The sequence below is a fragment of the Bradyrhizobium neotropicale genome (assembly GCF_001641695.1).
Classification (GTDB): domain Bacteria; phylum Pseudomonadota; class Alphaproteobacteria; order Rhizobiales; family Xanthobacteraceae; genus Bradyrhizobium; species Bradyrhizobium neotropicale.
Window position 1 is genome coordinate 37,222 of record NZ_LSEF01000022.1, and the last position, 14,929, is coordinate 52,150.

Annotated in this window: 15 protein-coding genes; 5 read left to right on the forward strand and 10 right to left on the reverse strand. The window is 64.8% G+C overall.

The genetic code is table 11. From position 1 onward, the window contains the following. Positions 1–15 precede the first annotated feature (15 nt). The 5 genes from fliG to AXW67_RS02995 all read left to right on the forward strand — a co-directional run bounded on the left by fliG (position 16) and on the right by AXW67_RS02995 (position 4,898). A complete protein-coding gene (fliG, locus tag AXW67_RS02975; protein WP_063676471.1) occupies positions 16–1,110 on the forward strand; it encodes a flagellar motor switch protein FliG in 1,095 nt (364 codons plus the stop codon). Further along, on the forward strand, positions 1,110–1,730 hold the full coding sequence (locus tag AXW67_RS02980; protein ID WP_063676474.1) for a FliH/SctL family protein: 621 nt from the start codon (positions 1,110–1,112) through the stop codon (positions 1,728–1,730). The genes fliG and AXW67_RS02980 overlap by 1 nt, the downstream gene beginning before the upstream one ends. 3 nt (positions 1,731–1,733) lie before the next feature. Then, on the forward strand, positions 1,734–2,081 hold the full coding sequence (gene fliN / locus AXW67_RS02985; protein WP_027553331.1) for a flagellar motor switch protein FliN: 348 nt from the start codon (positions 1,734–1,736) through the stop codon (positions 2,079–2,081). A 108-nt stretch (positions 2,082–2,189) separates the two neighbouring features. Next, positions 2,190–3,575 carry a sigma-54-dependent transcriptional regulator FlbD gene (gene flbD / locus AXW67_RS02990; RefSeq protein ID WP_063676476.1) on the forward strand — a complete coding sequence of 462 codons (1,386 nt, stop codon included), beginning with the start codon at positions 2,190–2,192 and terminating at the stop codon, positions 3,573–3,575. 174 nt (positions 3,576–3,749) lie between these two features. After that, positions 3,750–4,898 carry a M20 family metallopeptidase gene (locus AXW67_RS02995; RefSeq protein ID WP_063676478.1) on the forward strand — a complete coding sequence of 383 codons (1,149 nt, stop codon included), beginning with the start codon at positions 3,750–3,752 and terminating at the stop codon, positions 4,896–4,898. Between the two features lie 102 nt (positions 4,899–5,000). Here the strand turns inward: AXW67_RS02995 and AXW67_RS43025 are convergent, their stop codons facing one another. From AXW67_RS43025 to AXW67_RS03040, 10 genes are all read right to left on the reverse strand, one after another. After that, positions 5,001–5,156 carry a hypothetical protein gene (locus AXW67_RS43025; RefSeq protein WP_027553325.1) on the reverse strand — a complete coding sequence of 52 codons (156 nt, stop codon included), beginning with the start codon at positions 5,154–5,156 and terminating at the stop codon, positions 5,001–5,003. 87 nt (positions 5,157–5,243) lie between these two features. After that, positions 5,244–5,825: a flavin reductase family protein gene (locus AXW67_RS03000; RefSeq protein WP_063676481.1), complete on the reverse strand. Its 582-nt coding sequence runs from the start codon at positions 5,823–5,825 to the stop codon at positions 5,244–5,246. 32 nt (positions 5,826–5,857) lie between these two features. Continuing rightward, positions 5,858–6,694, reverse strand: coding sequence for an ATP-binding cassette domain-containing protein (locus AXW67_RS03005; RefSeq protein ID WP_063676483.1), 837 nt, complete (start codon positions 6,692–6,694; stop codon positions 5,858–5,860). Between the two features lie 7 nt (positions 6,695–6,701). Beyond that, on the reverse strand, positions 6,702–7,508 hold the full coding sequence (gene ssuC / locus AXW67_RS03010; RefSeq protein ID WP_063676514.1) for an aliphatic sulfonate ABC transporter permease SsuC: 807 nt from the start codon (positions 7,506–7,508) through the stop codon (positions 6,702–6,704). Beyond that, the gene (ssuD, locus tag AXW67_RS03015) at positions 7,505–8,680 is read right to left on the reverse strand and encodes an FMNH2-dependent alkanesulfonate monooxygenase (RefSeq protein WP_082907736.1); all 1,176 of its coding nucleotides are present in this window, start codon (positions 8,678–8,680) and stop codon (positions 7,505–7,507) included. The genes ssuC and ssuD overlap by 4 nt, the downstream gene beginning before the upstream one ends. Next, a complete protein-coding gene (locus AXW67_RS03020) occupies positions 8,677–9,630 on the reverse strand; it encodes a sulfonate ABC transporter substrate-binding protein (protein WP_063676516.1) in 954 nt (317 codons plus the stop codon). The genes ssuD and AXW67_RS03020 overlap by 4 nt, the downstream gene beginning before the upstream one ends. 38 nt (positions 9,631–9,668) lie before the next feature. Next, positions 9,669–10,619: a sulfonate ABC transporter substrate-binding protein gene (locus AXW67_RS03025; protein WP_063676518.1), complete on the reverse strand. Its 951-nt coding sequence runs from the start codon at positions 10,617–10,619 to the stop codon at positions 9,669–9,671. Between the two features lie 420 nt (positions 10,620–11,039). Beyond that, on the reverse strand, positions 11,040–12,209 hold the full coding sequence (locus tag AXW67_RS03030) for a cytochrome P450 (RefSeq protein WP_063676520.1): 1,170 nt from the start codon (positions 12,207–12,209) through the stop codon (positions 11,040–11,042). Positions 12,210–12,328: 119 nt separating this feature from the next. Further along, a complete protein-coding gene (locus AXW67_RS03035; RefSeq protein WP_063676531.1) occupies positions 12,329–13,195 on the reverse strand; it encodes a L,D-transpeptidase in 867 nt (288 codons plus the stop codon). Between the two features lie 297 nt (positions 13,196–13,492). Further along, positions 13,493–14,845, reverse strand: coding sequence for an IS1182 family transposase (locus tag AXW67_RS03040; RefSeq protein WP_063676234.1), 1,353 nt, complete (start codon positions 14,843–14,845; stop codon positions 13,493–13,495). Between the last annotated feature and the right edge of the window lie 84 nt (positions 14,846–14,929).

Consider the following 14,929-nt stretch of genomic DNA (forward strand, 5'->3'; position numbering starts at 1 on the left):
GATACGAGATCTGACATGGCCGCCTCCCTGCAAAACGCCAACTCCAACGACATCACCAGCGTGATCTCGACGCTGGGTGCCCGCGCCGGCAGCCGCGCGGCCAGCGGCAAGACCGAGCAGCTGTCCGGACCGCGGCGCGCCGCGATCCTCATGCTGGCGCTGGGCGAGCAGTATGGCGGCAAGATCTGGTCGCTGCTCGACGACGAGGAGGTGCGGCAGCTCTCGCTGGAAATGTCGACGCTCGGCACCGTCGAGGTCGATACGGTCGAGGACATGCTGCTCGAATTCGTCTCGCGCATGTCGGCCTCGGGCGCGTTGATGGGTAATTTCGACGCCACCGAGCGGCTGCTGCAGCAATACCTGCCGCCGGAGCGCGTCAACGGCATCATGGACGAGATCCGCGGCCCCGCGGGCCGCAACATGTGGGAGAAGCTCTCCAACGTGCAGGAAGAGGTTCTCGCCAACTACCTGAAGAACGAATATCCGCAGACCATCGCGGTCGTGCTGTCGAAGCTGAAACCGGAGCACGCCGCACGCGTGCTCGGCATCCTTCCCGAGGAGCTCGCGCTCGACGTCGTCGGTCGCATGCTGAAGATGGAGGCGGTGCAGAAAGAAGTGATCGAGAGCGTCGAGAAGACGCTGCGCACCGAATTCATGTCCAACCTGTCGCAGACCCGCCGCCGCGACGCCCACGAGGTGATGGCCGAAATCTTCAACAATTTCGACCGCCAGACCGAAACCCGCTTCATCACCTCGCTGGAAGAGGAGAACCGGGAATCGGCCGAGCGCATCAAGGCGCTGATGTTCACCTTCGACGACCTCGTCAAGCTCGATTCCGGCTCGGCCCAGACCCTGATGCGCAACGTCGACAAGGACAAGCTCGGCGTCGCGCTCAAGAGCGCCAACGAGGACGTCCGCAACTTCTTCTTCGGCAACATGTCCTCCCGCGCGGCCAAGATGCTCCAGGACGACATGGCGGCGATGGGCCCGGTCCGCCTGCGCGACGTCGACGAGGCGCAGGCGCTGCTGGTCAACCTCGCCAAGGATCTCGCCGCCAAGGGCGAGATCATGCTGACCAAGAACCGCGCCGACGACGAGCTGGTGTACTGATGGCGGCACCCGCAAAATTCCTGTTCGACACCGACTTCGCCGCGCCCGAGCGGACGCGGGAGAAGGGCGCGTCGGCCGCAGAGATCGCGCAAAAGGTCGCGGAAGCCGAGGCGCGCGCCTATCAGGACGGATTCGCCGCCGGCCAGCGCGAGGCCAAGGCGGAGAGCGACCGCCGCGTCGCCCTTGCCATGGAGGAGATCAACATCGCGGTCAGGGGCATCGCCGGAGGCATCGGCAACATCGAGGCCAAGATGGAGACCGAGGCGGTGGACGTCGCGATCGCCGTGGCGCGCAAGCTGTGCGCCGAGCTGGTCGCTGCCGAACCGCTCGGCGAGATCATCGCGCTGGTCAAGGATTGTTTCTCGCATCTGGTCGCGACGCCGCATCTGGTCGTCCGCATCAACGATGCGCTCTACGACAACGCGCGCGAGAAGATCGAGCGGCTCGCCAAGCAGAGCGGCTTCGAGGGGCGGCTGGTGATCCTGGCCGAGCCCGAAATTGCGACCGGCGACTGCCGGATCGAATGGGCTGACGGCGGCGTCGTGCTGGAGCGCGGCGCCATCGCGGCGAAGGTCGACGAACTGGTCGGACGCTACATCGCGTCCCGCAGGGGGAGCTAAATCATGAGCGACGACGCACAGGTCCCGCTGCCCGACCTCAACGGCCCGATGCCGCCCGCCGGCACCGATGTCGGTTACAACGAGGACGAATATGCGGCCCGCGTCGCCGCCGACCTCGAGGCCGTGTTCGACGTGCCGGTGCAGGTCTCGGCCGTGCTCGGCCGCTCCAAGATGGATGTCGGCGAGCTCCTGAAGCTCGGACCCGGCACCGTGCTCGAGCTCGACCGCCGCGTCGGCGAGGCCATCGACATCTACGTCAACAACAAGCTCGTCGCGCGCGGCGAGGTGGTGCTGGTCGAGGACAAGCTCGGCGTGACCATGACCGAAATCATCAAGACCGAACGCAGCTGATTATTCTGAGCATGATCTTGTCGGAAAACCGCTTCGCACTTTTCCGGATCATGGCGCAATCCCAGGGAATAGCGCGCGGCAGCGCGACCAGACGGACAGGAGACTGACATGCGGCTTCTCATCGTTGGCACACTGAAGGGCCAGCTCACCACCGCCACCAAGATCGCGATGGAGAACGGCGCCACCGTGACCCACGCCGAGGATCACGAGCAGGCGATGCGGGTCCTGCGCGGCGGCAAGGGCGCCGACCTCCTGCTGGTCGATGTCGCCCTCGACATCCGCGACCTCGTGATGCGGCTGGAAGCAGAGCACATCCACGCCCCGATCGTCGCCTGCGGCATCACCAACGATGCCCGCGCCGCGGTCGCCGCGATCCATGCCGGCGCCAAGGAATACATCCCGCTGCCGCCGGAGCCCGAGCTGATCGCCGCGGTGCTCGCCGCCGTCGCCAACGATTCACGGGAGCTGGTCTATCGCGACGACGCCATGGCGAAGGTGATCAAGCTGGCGCAGCAGATCGCCGGCTCGGACGCCTCGGTGATGATCACCGGCGAATCCGGCACCGGCAAGGAAGTGCTGGCCCGCTACGTCCATGCGCGCTCGGCGCGCGCCAAGCGCCCGTTCATCTCGATCAACTGCGCCGCGATCCCCGAGCATCTGCTGGAGTCCGAGCTGTTCGGCCACGAGAAGGGCGCCTTCACCGGCGCTGTCGCGCGCCGCATCGGCAAGTTCGAGGAAGCGACCGGCGGCACGCTGCTGCTCGACGAAATCTCCGAGATGGACGTGCGCCTGCAATCGAAGCTGCTGCGCGCCATCCAGGAGCGCGTGATCGACCGCGTCGGCGGCACCCGGCCGGTGCCGGTCGACATCCGCATCATCGCGACCTCGAACCGCAACCTGGCGGAAGCCGTGCGCGAAGGCACCTTCCGCGAGGACCTCCTGTTCCGCCTCAACGTCGTGAACCTGAAGATCCCGCCGCTGCGCGAGCGCCCCGCCGACATTCTGGAGCTCGCCCAGCATTTCGTGAAGAAGTATGCCGACGCCAACGGCGTGCCGCTGCGCCCGATCTCGGCGGAAGCGCGCCGCGTGCTCTCCACCAACCGCTGGCAGGGCAACGTCCGCGAGCTCGAAAACACCATGCACCGCGCGGTGCTGATGGCGCAGGGCGACGAGATCGGGCCCGAGGCTATCATCACCCCGGACGGCGACCGTCTCGACGTCGCCAGGACCGCACCGGCCGTGGCGCATGCCACCATGGCCGCCGAGCAGGTGACGCGGGCGCTGGTGGGACGCACCGTCGCCGACGTCGAGCGCGACCTGATCCTGGAGACGCTGAAGCACTGCCTCGGCAACCGCACCCACGCCGCCAACATTCTCGGCATCTCCATCCGCACGCTGCGCAACAAGCTCAACGAATACGCCGACGGCGGCATCCCGATCCCGCCCGCCGGTACCTCCGGCGAATATCCGCGCATGCCCGCGATGGGGGCGTAGGCGGCGACCAGTCGCAACATTCGAAAGCCGTGAATGCCCGGGATGAAGTCCCGGGCAATTTCTTTTGGGGCCGGCGACACACGAGCTCCGTCATCATGGCGGGGCCGCGTTCTTCGACTAGGTCGCACGCGTGGAAACCCCTATAAGCGCTAGCGAGAACCACGCGAGGTGACAATGTCTGAAACGCAAATCACGGAATGGCTGGCGTCGCAGCGGCAGGCGATGATCGATCTGCTCAGCGAGGTCGTGAATATCGATTCCGGATCCTACGACAAGGAAGGCGTCGATGCGGTCGGCGCGCGGTTCGAGCGGCATTTTTCCGAGCACGGCATTTCCGCCTGGCGGGAAGCCCACGGTACGTTTGGCGATGCGATCCATGCAGAGGTCGCCAAGCCCGGCAGCAACGAGAAGCCGGTGCTGTTGATGGGCCATCGCGACACGGTCTTCTCCAAGGGCGAGGCCGGGCGGCGCCCATTCACGATTCGGGACAAGCGCGCCTACGGGCCCGGCGTCGCCGACATGAAGTGCGGCCTCGTCATGAACGTGTTCGTCGCCGCAGCCTTCCAGAAATTCGGCGGCAATCCGCATCCGATCAAAGTGCTGATCACCTCGGACGAGGAGATCGCCTCGCCCTCGTCGCGCCCGGTGATCGAGCGCGAGGGCCGCGCCGCGCGCGCGGTCTACAATTCCGAGCCGGGCCGCCCGACCGGCAACATCGTGACCAGCCGTAAGGGCGGAATCTTCATGCATTTCGGCATCACCGGCAAAGCCGCGCATTCCGGCGCCAATTTCGCCGCCGGCGTCAGCGCGATCGGCGAGCTCGCGCACAAGATCGTGCAGATCCACGCGCTGACCGATCTCACCAAGGGTATCACGCTCAATGTCGGGCTGGTCTCAGGTGGCCAGTCCGTCAACACAACGGCGCCTTACGCGGAAGGCCAGATCGACCTGCGCTACATCAACCCGGCGGATCGCGCCAGCGTGATGGCCGAGATCGAGCGGATCATGGCGACGCCCTACGTGCCCGGCACGAGCGCCGTGCTGACGATCAGGGGCGAATTCCTGCCGGCCGTGCAGAGCGAGAACTCGAAGGCGCTGTTCGAGGGCTACCAGGCAGCGGCAAGAGACGTCGGCCTCACCACGCTGCAGGGCGAGTTCTCTGGCGGCTGCGCCGATTCCGGCTTCACGGCGGCGGTCGGCACGCCGACCATCTGCGGCCTCGGACCGGTGGGCGGGCTTGCGCACACGCCCGAGGAATATCTCGAGCTCGACAGCATCGTCCCGCGCGCGCAGGCGCTCGCGCTGGCGATATTGCGGGGATAGTCCCGTAGGGTGGGCAAAGCGAAGCGTGCCCACCACAGCTATGGCAATCTCCGAGAGATGGTGGGCACGGCGCAAATGCGCCTTTGCCCACCCTACGAGATCTCACGAATAGTTCGGCGCGTCCGGCTTGCGGAAGATGTGGATGGGGTCGCCGGGAATGATGGGCTCGCCGCGGAAGGTTGCATAGGCGTAGAGCGCGAGATAGGCGATCGCCAGCGCGCCGACGGCGTAGAAGGCCCAGGTCGCCACGCGCTTCATCGTTTTGCTCCAATGCCTCCGGGCGGGAAGGCCCAAGGGAGCGCTTCTAGAGCGATGACGGGGAAAAGGCCAGCCTTGCTCCGGCGATCAAATGCCGCGCCGGCTGCGCGAGGGAACACTGACGTCCGCGAGCTTTGCCGCGTCTTCGTCCTGATCGACCGCCACATATTGACCGTGCCAATAGGCCAGCGCGGCGCTGCGGGTCGAGCTCCTGATCTGCCGCACCCGCCCGATGACGATGCCGTGCGAGTGCCGTTCGAGAATCTCCTCGACCTCGCAATCGAAGGCCGACAGCGCGTCGGCGAGTAGCGGAACGCCCGAGACGCCCGTCACCCATTGGGCGCTGGCGAAACGATCGGCCCCCTTCAGCCCACCCTTGCCGGCAAAGCGCTCGGCGATGTCGAGCTGGTCGGCATTGAGGATGTTGACGCCGAAGGCGCCGTGCCGCCGGATCAGCGGGAACGAGGAGGCGTCGCGATTGATGCTGACGAGCAGCGTCGGCGGATCGACGGTGAGCGAGGTCACCGAGGTCACCGTCATGCCGGTGATGTCCTTGCCCCGTCCGGCGGTGATGACGCTGACGCCGCCGGTGAGGTGGCGCATGGCGCCGCGGAAATCGGCGGACGAGACGACAGTTTCGGTCATGAGATCGCGGGGCACTACATTCATGGCATGCTCCCCGAAGCGGGGTCTCCCTACATTTAGGTACGATCGTCCGCCGACAAAAGGTGGCTCAGGATCGAGCCTTCGAGGCCCGCAAGCTCGGCCGAGCCGCGCTGGCGCGGCCGGGCTGCGTTAACCACGACATCATGGGCAATGCGGCCCTCTTCGATCACCAGCACCCGGTCCGCCAGGGCGACCGCCTCGGCGACGTCGTGGGTGACCAGGATCGCTGTAAAGCCCTGATCGCGCCAGACGCGCTCCAAAAGCCGCTGCATCGAGATGCGGGTGAGCGCATCGAGCGCGCCGAGCGGCTCGTCGAAAGCGAGCACGCGCGGACGCGAGACCAGCGCCCTCGCCAGCGCCACGCGCTGCTTCTGTCCGCCCGAGAGCACCGAGGGCCATTGCTCGCGCTTGTCGGCAAGCCCGACCTCGGCAAGCGCCTTCTCGGCACGCGCGTGCGCGTCACCGGAGGCGCGATCGCGGCCAAGGCCGACCTCGACATTGGCGAGCACGCGCGCCCAGGGCAACAGCCGCGGCTCCTGGAACATCACACGAATGTCCTCGGGCTGGATCTCGCCGCCGAAGCTGATGCTGCCGGCGTCGATCCTTTCCAGGCCCGCGATGAGGCGCAGCAGCGTGCTCTTGCCGCAGCCGCTCTTTCCCACGACTGCGACGAACTGGCCGGCGGGAATGTGCAGGTCGATGCCGCGCAGCACTTCATTGTCGCCGAACGACTTGCGCAGACCCCGAATGCTGAGCGGCGGGCCGCTGGTGTGAACCGGGCGCTCCTCGCGCACAACGCGGGCATGCGGCGCGAAATTGGCGCGGCTTGCGAGCTCGGTTTCGGGAAGGGAAGTGCGAAGAGCTGTTTCCATGTCACTCTCAACGTTTCTGAAAGGCAGGGTGCCATGCGAGCGTCAGGCGCTCCAGCACGCGGGAGGCGCTGTCGGCGAGCTTGCCGAGCAGGGCGTAGATGAGGATCGAGAGCACGACGACATCGATCAGCATGAACTCGCGCGCCTGCATCGCCATATAGCCGAGGCCCGAGGAGGCCGCGATGGTCTCGGCGACGATCAGCGTCAGCCACATGATGCCGAGCGCGAAGCGAATGCCGACGAAGATCGAGGGCAGCGCGCCCGGGAAAATCACCCGGCGGAACAATTCGCCGTCGGTCATGCCGTAAATGCGGCCCATCTCGATGAGCTGGGGATCGACGGTGCGGATGCCGTGCAGCGTATTGAGGTAGATCGGGAAGAACACCCCGAGCGCCACGAGAAAGAGCTTCGCGCTCTCGTCGATGCCGAACCAGAGGATGACGAGCGGGATCAGCGCCAGATGCGGCACGTTGCGCACCATCTGCAGCGTGGTGTCGGTGAGCTTTGCCGAGAGCTGCGACAGGCCATTGGCAAGGCCGAAGGCGAAGCCGATGCTGCCGCCGATCAGGAAGCCGATCGAGGCGCGCCAGAACGAGACCCAGATGTTGCGGACGAGCTCGCCGGAAAGCAGTAGCTTCCACCCCGCGAGCACCACGTCGCTCGGCGCCGGCAGCACCCGCGTCGGCACGAAGCCGGTAACGCTCGCGAGCTGCCAGATCGCGATGATGGCGAGCGGCACGATCCACTGGATCAGGCCGTCGACGCGCGGCAGGCGGACGCTGCGCGGAAGGGAGATGCTGTCGATAAGGCTCATGATTGCGATGCCTGTTGGTGCGGGCGGTAATCGTTGCCGACGGTCTCGCCGAACGGACCGTTGTTGGGAAGCCGCGTCACGTTGCTGCCATGCGCTAGCGAGAGCTGCGGGAAGACCAGCTCGGCGAAACGGTAGGCTTCTTCGAGATGCGGGTAGCCCGACATGATGAAGGTATCGATGCCGATGTCCTGATACTCCCGGATGCGCGCCGCGACCGTCTGGGCGTCACCGACCAGGGCCGTTCCGGCGCCGCCGCGCACGAGACCGACACCGGCCCAGAGGTTGGGACTGATCTCGAGCTTGTCGCGCTTGCCGCCGTGCAGCTGCGCCATGCGCTGCTGGCCGACCGAGTCCATGCGGGCAAAGTTCTTCTGTGCGGCCGCGATGGTCTCGTCGCTGACATGCTTGATCAGCTCGTTGGCGGCTCGCCACGCCGCTTCATTAGTCTCGCGAACGATGACGTGAAGACGGATACCAAAGGACAGCTTGCGGCCTCGCGCGGCTGCGACCGCCCTCACCTTCGCGATCTTCCCGGCAACCTGCGCCGGTGGCTCGCCCCAGGTGAGATACTTGTCGACGGTATCGACGGCGACGTCGATGCCGGCATCCGATGAGCCACCGAAATAGAGCGGCGGCCGCGGCGACTGCATGGGGTGGAACAGCAGCTTACCGTCCTCGATGCGGATGTGCTTGCCTTCGACATTTACCGTCTTGCCCGCGAGCAGGTCGCTGTAGACGTTCAGGAACTCGCGGGTGACCTCGTAGCGCTCGTCATGGCCGAGGAAGATGCCGTCGCCCTTGTTCTCGACGGGATCGCCGCCGGTGACGACGTTGATGAGGAGCCGGCCGTTCGTGATGCGATCGAGCGTCGCCGTCATACGCGCTGCGACGCTCGGCGATTGCAGGCCGGGCCTCACCGCCACGAGATAGCGCAGGCGCTCGGTGAAGGGCGCGACGCTGGAGGCGACGATCCAGGAATCCTCGCAGCTTCGCCCGGTCGGCAGCAGCACGCCGAAATAGCCGAGCTGGTCGGCGGCCTGCGCGATCTGGCGCAGATAGTTGAAGTTGACCTCGCGGCCGCCGGTGGCGGTGCCGAGATAGCGGCCGTCGCCGTGGGTCGGCAGGAACCAGAGGATGTTGGCGTTCGCTTGCTTGCTCATGACCTTGCTCATGTTCCCGGCCTCCGCGCCACGTCGGAAATCTTGATTGCTTTCGGAATCAGGTTGAGCGCGAGGAACGCGTCGGCAACCTGCTGCTGATCGGCGATCACCGCATCGGTGATCGGCTTGATGCCGTAGGCCTGACGCCTGAGCGCCACCTCGACCACGGGCACCGACAATCCGATCGACGGCGCGAGCTGCTCGGCGACCGCATGGATGTCGCCCTTGGCCCAATCGTCGACCGCGCTCAACTCGGCGAGCACGGCGTCGACGATCTTCGGGTTGGCCTCGAGAAACTTCTTCGAGGAGAAATAGAACTGGTAGTTCGAGACGATATTGCTGCCATCGGCGAGCGTGCGCGCGCCGGTGGCGGCCTCCGCCGCCGCCTGGAAGGGATCCCAGATCACCCAGGCATCGACCGCGCCGCGCTCGAAGGCGGCGCGCGCATCGGCCGGCGCCAGGAACACCGGCTCGATCTCCGAATATTTGACGCCGGCCTTCTCCAGCGCCTTAACCAGGAGATAGTGAACGTTGGAGCCCTTGTTGAGCGCGACCTTCTTGCCCTTGAGGTCGGCCACCGATTTCAGCGGACTGTCCTTCGGCACCAGGATCGCCTCGCCCTTCGGCGCCGGCGGCTCGTAGGCGACATACTGGATCGGCGCTCCGGCGGCCTGCGCGAAGATCGGCGGCGCTTCGCCGGTGTTACCGAAATCGATCGCGCCGACATTGAGCGCTTCGAGCAGCGGCGGTCCTGACGGGAATTCGGTCCACACCACCTTGTAGCCGTCGGCCGCGAGCTTCGGCTCCAGGGTACCCTTGCTCTTCAGCAGCACCAGCTTGCCGTATTTCTGGTAGCCGATGCGGACGACCTTGTCCTGGCCGTAGGACGTCCCGACCGCGGCCGCGACGATGCCGATCGACAGCACGATGGCCGCGATCAGACGCTGGATGATGCGCCTCATGTTCAAACCCCTATGAGTGGGAAGGCTGGTCGGCACGATCAGGTCGCCGTGCTGCGCCAGACGATGTCGCGGATGACGATCGGCTTCGGGATCAGGCCGAGCTTGTAGAAGCGGTCGGCGACGCCCTGCTGCGTCGCGACGATGTCGTCGGTGACGGGACCGACCGCGAAGGCCGAGCGATTGGCCGCGATGGTCTGGATATCCAGGGGAATGCCAGTCACCGCAGCCAGCGATTTTGCGACCTCGTCGCGGTGCTGTTCGGCCCATGTTGCGGTCGCAGTGGTCACGTCGACGATCTGCTGCAGGATCGGCCCGTGGTTCTTCGCGAAATCGCGGTTGGCGATGTAGAAGGAATTCGTCTTGGTGACCTCGCGCGCGTTGATCAGGATGCGGCCGTTCTGCTTGGTCTCGCCGATCGCGAAATAGGGATCCCAGATCGCCCAGGCCTCGATGCTGCCATTGGCAAATGCAGGGCCTGCATCCGGCGGCGTCAGATAAACCGGAGCGATGTCGGCATAGGTGAGGCCGGCCTTCTCCAGCGTCTGCACAACGATGTTGTGGGCGCTGGAGCCCTTGGTGAAGCCGATGCGCTTGCCTTTCAGCTCAGTGATCGAGCGGATCGACGAATCCTTCGGGACCAGAATGCCCTGGCCGTTGGTGATGGGCTGGCCCGCGGCGTAGACGATCGCGGCGCCCGCAGCCTGGGCGAACACCGGCGGAGAATCGCCGACCGCGCCATAATCGACGCTGCCGACATTCATCGCCTCCATCATCGGCGGGCCCGAGGAGAATTCGACCCATTTCACCTCGATGCCCTGCGGGGCGAAATGTTTTTCCAGCGCAGCCTGCTGGCGCGTGATGACCAGCACGCCGTTCTTCTGATAGCCGATACGAATTTCCTTCACGGCGCTTTGCGCGAAGCCGCGCGGCGACAGCGCCGTCAGCGCGGCCGCGCCGGCAGAGAGTCTCAAGAAGTCCCGACGTTGCATTCCAAGCTCCCGGCCGCATGCGACCGTCCATTCATTCCCGTTGCAGGGATGATGGTGCGGCCTGCCGGAGGTGTCGAGACGCCTGGAAAAATAGCGATGCGCGCACTGTCGCGCGTGCGACGCGCATGATTAATCTTTCAAACGGTCAGGCGAATGCAGGGAGATTTTTTCTGCACACAAATGTGACGGTCGCGCGCGTCGCAACAGTGCGTGATGAGCCCACCGAAAATCAGGATGAGCCCGGCTCAGCCCGAGGCTCTCGTCACCCGACGACAAAAATATCGAAAACAACCCCATGCAAAGTAGCCGCTGGCCACCGCGAAGGCCTGCTTATTTTCCGAATCGGCTTGACCCGTCGGGCAAAACAGGGGCACGATGCCATCATGGCCGCGCGTGGAATGGGTAGGACCCTTTCCGGACCTAGCTCAGCCATCTCACCGGCAGATTGAGCAGCCCGCGAAAAGCCCAGCCGCCGATCCGCACCGGCTCGTCGTCGACGATCTCGATCCGGCCGGCGCGCGCGAACACGGTCGGCAGCGCGACCTCGGCGATCATGGCGCGCGAGGCCCAGGCGCCGGCGCAGAAATGCGGGCCGGCGCCGAAGGCGACGCTCTTGCTCACATCGCGTCGCACGTCGAACTGGTCGGCGCGCTCAAAATGCTTCTCGTCGCGGTTGGCCGAGCCGAACATCAGGAACACGCGCTCATCGAGCTCGAACGAGACGTCGCGGATGGTCCATGGCTTTGCGATCCGCCGCGGCGACATGCCGATCGGCGAGATCCAGCGCGCATATTCCTCGAACGCCTGGAGCCAGGACACCTCGCCCTTGCGCACGAGATCGAGCTGCTCGGGATGGGTCAGAAGCGCCCACAACGTGCCCGCAATGGCCTTGCGCGGCTCGTTCTGGCCGCCCGAGATCGCGAGCTTGACGTTGGCACGCACGCTCTCCATCGGCATGCCGGAGGCGAGGAGGACGCCAAGCAGGCTCTGGTCGGGGTTCTTGCGCATCACCGGCAGCATGTCGTCGATGGCAGCATCGATGCCGGCAGTCGCAGCATGGCAGCGCGCCTCGACCGCAGGATCGCCCGCGTAATTGGCGATGCCGTCGATCATGGCTTGCGACCAGGCATCCATCTCGCCGAAGTCGATATTGGTGAGACCGGTGATCGACTTCAGGCATTCGCCCGAGAAGGGCAGCGCGAAGTCACGCATGAAATCGATCCGCGCGCTCGGTTCGATCGTGTCGATGATGCGGTCGGCATGGGCCTGGAACTGCGCTGTCCAGTGCGCCTTCACCGTCCTCGGCGACACCGTCGGAAACGCCGCCCGCCGTTCGACCTGGTGCGCCTCGCCGTCCTTGCGCATCATATTGTGGCCCATGAGCTTGTTCATGAGTCCCTGCGGCTGGTGCGAGGAGAACACGTCGATCTGCTTCTCGGAGATCGAGATATCGTCGCGGCTCGCCAGAAGCGTCGAGCCGAGCTGCGGCACGAAGGCGATCGGCGCTTCCTTCCGCATTTTTGCGAGCATCGGATAGGGATCGGCCCAGAACGAGGGCGGGTCGATGTCGATGCGCGGCGCGGTGCTCAAGACGGCTCCCCTGGGTTCTCGTTTGCTCCACGCCAGACTAGCGAACTCTGCTGCCGGCGTCTGTCCCTAGCGATAGGGACGGACGGAATTGGGACGCAGACCAGGCACGGAGCACCGAGTTACTTGACCTCGGCGATCCTCGGTCCGGATGACAGCATCTGCGCGTTCGCTGCCGAGAGCCGGTTCGCCGGCGACGTCGGGTCCGGCGACCGGAAAGCGGCGTCGGACGGCGCTCCCTGGGATGGTCGACGAGCAACGGTTGCCGGAAGCACGATCACCTTCGCCCCGACCTTCACCCGGTCGTAGAGGTCCACGACGTCCTCATTGGTCAGCCGGATACAGCCGGACGAAACCCGCTTCCCGATCGTATCGGGCTTGTTGGTGCCGTGAATTCTATATTCGGTCTCGCCCAGATACATCGCCCGGGCGCCGAGCGGGTTGGTCGGACCGCCCGCCATGAACCGCGGCAGATAAGGCTGACGCACAACCATCTCTGCAGGCGGACGCCAATCCGGCCATTCTGTCTTGCGGGCCACAGTCTGTTCACCGGACCAAGTGAAACCTTCGCGGCCGACACCGATGCCGTAGCGCATCGCTTGCGTGTCGTTCAGGACCAAATAGAGGAATGTGTTCTTGGTATCGATGATCACGGTGCCCGGCGCCTGGTGGCTGGCATAGTCAACCACCTGCCGGACAAGTGCTCCAGGACCGTCAGCGGCTTTTGGTGGTTCGACCAGAGGCGCGGGGGCTGGGATCGCAGCCGGAGCAGGAGCCGGTGCTGCTGCACGAACTGGAGTTGCCACGTAAACCGGCGTTGACGACGCCTGGGCCTGGGGTGCGGACGGCTTCCGTGCCGGTTGCACGCTCGCCGGGTGATCCAGCGAACCGTACCCCGCTGCGGCGACAGCCACGACGCCAAGTGCGACTCTCGCGGCCATTGGTAGTGCGAGCGTCTCCGCCTTTCCACGTTTGGCCCGCTTACCCATACTCTTTCCCCAGGTCGCTATGCCCTGAAGAGGTACCCAGCAAAATTTAAGAAACTTCGAAGCGATGTCGCCCAGGCTGGAGCCGTCAGCGATGGTTAACGCCGAACTCTTGCTCGGCAACATGAAAATGGGACTACCGCTTGATATTTGGGTAGCGACGTGGACAACGCTTTTTATCTCCGGAAAACGGACATCTCGGCGTACTAAGCGCGAAGGTCAGAAACGGGCCGATTCTGTTGAAAAAGGCGGCAGTAGTCCCGATGTATTGGCACCAGAGCCGATGGGACCCAACGGCCGTTATGCGGGTTTGAGGGATTGCATCGGGATCAGCTTGGCCATCTTGCGAAGGTTCTGGGCGGTGGCTGCGAGGGTGAACTCATCACGAGCACCGTTTGGACCTCGTAAACGTAGACGGTCGAGCTTGAGAATGCGCTTGAGGTGCGCGAACAGCATCTCGATCTTTTTGCGGAGCCGACGCGAGGTGCCTCCTTCCCACGACCTTGCGATCTGGCGGGCCATGTCGCGAGCGCCCTCATAGATTGAGCGCGGCACCCTCCGTGAGGGCTGCTTGGGGCAACACCGGGACTTCAGTGCGCACCGATCGCAATCGCGCTTGCTGGCCATGTAAAGCATCGTGGCGCCATCGTTCACCAGCGCTCCGGTCGTGGTGAGTACTTTGCCGCCAGGACAGCGATACACGTCACCTGCGTGGTCATAGGTGAAGTCCTCGCGCGAGAATATCCCGTCTGTGCGGACCGACTTGTCGAACACTGTGACGTGTGGCTCGATGCCGTGCTCGTAGACCAACCATCCGAGCATCTCGGCCGAGCCATAGCCGCTGTCGCCGAGGAGCCGGCTCGGATAGAGATCGAACCGGTCGAGCGAGCGCTCAATCATGCGCTTGGCGGCCAACACCTCCGCCTGTCGGATTGCCGTGGTTGCCTCGACATCGACGATGATCGCGTTCTCGACGTCGACCAGGTAATTCGTCGAGTAGGCGAAGAAGGCTTGGCCGCCGTGCGCTCCCATCCAGCGCGCCGCTGGGTCGGAGGGCGACACGAACTTCGGCGTGACCTCGGTCGCTGCTCCGAAAGCGGCATCGTCGAGGACGGCCAGATATTCATCGATCGCTCGGCCGGCGGCCTCCGGTGGAAGGCCCTTGTCGCCTTCGATCCCCTTCTGCCGATTGGCATCGGCCTTGATCAAGCTCGCATCGACTGCAAATCCTTCACCACCGACAAGTCGCTCCTCGATGCAGCGGCGCAAGACGCTCTCGAACACTCGACGGAACAGATCGCTCTCCCGGAAGCGACCATGCCTGTTCTTGGAAAAAGTCGAGTGATCCGGCACCGAACCGTCCAGACCGAGCCGGCAGAACCACCGGTAGGCCAAATTGAGGTGGACCTCATCGCACAGGCGCCGCTCCGATCTGATGCCGCAGCAGTAACCGATCAGGAGCATCCGGATCATGAGCTCCGGATCGATCGAAGGCCGACCGATGCTACTGTAGAAAGGCGCCAGGCCCCGCCGGATCTCTTGAAGATCGACGAACCTGTCCATCGACCGTAGCAGGTGGTCGGCGGGAATATGCTTCTCGAGCGAGAACTCATAGAACAACGCAGCCTGTTCGACTTGCCGATGCCCCATCATGATCTTCAGTCCTGCCAACTAAGCAGACTGAATCACTGGTATCTCTGAGTCGCAACAACCGCATTTTTCAACAGAATCGGCCAG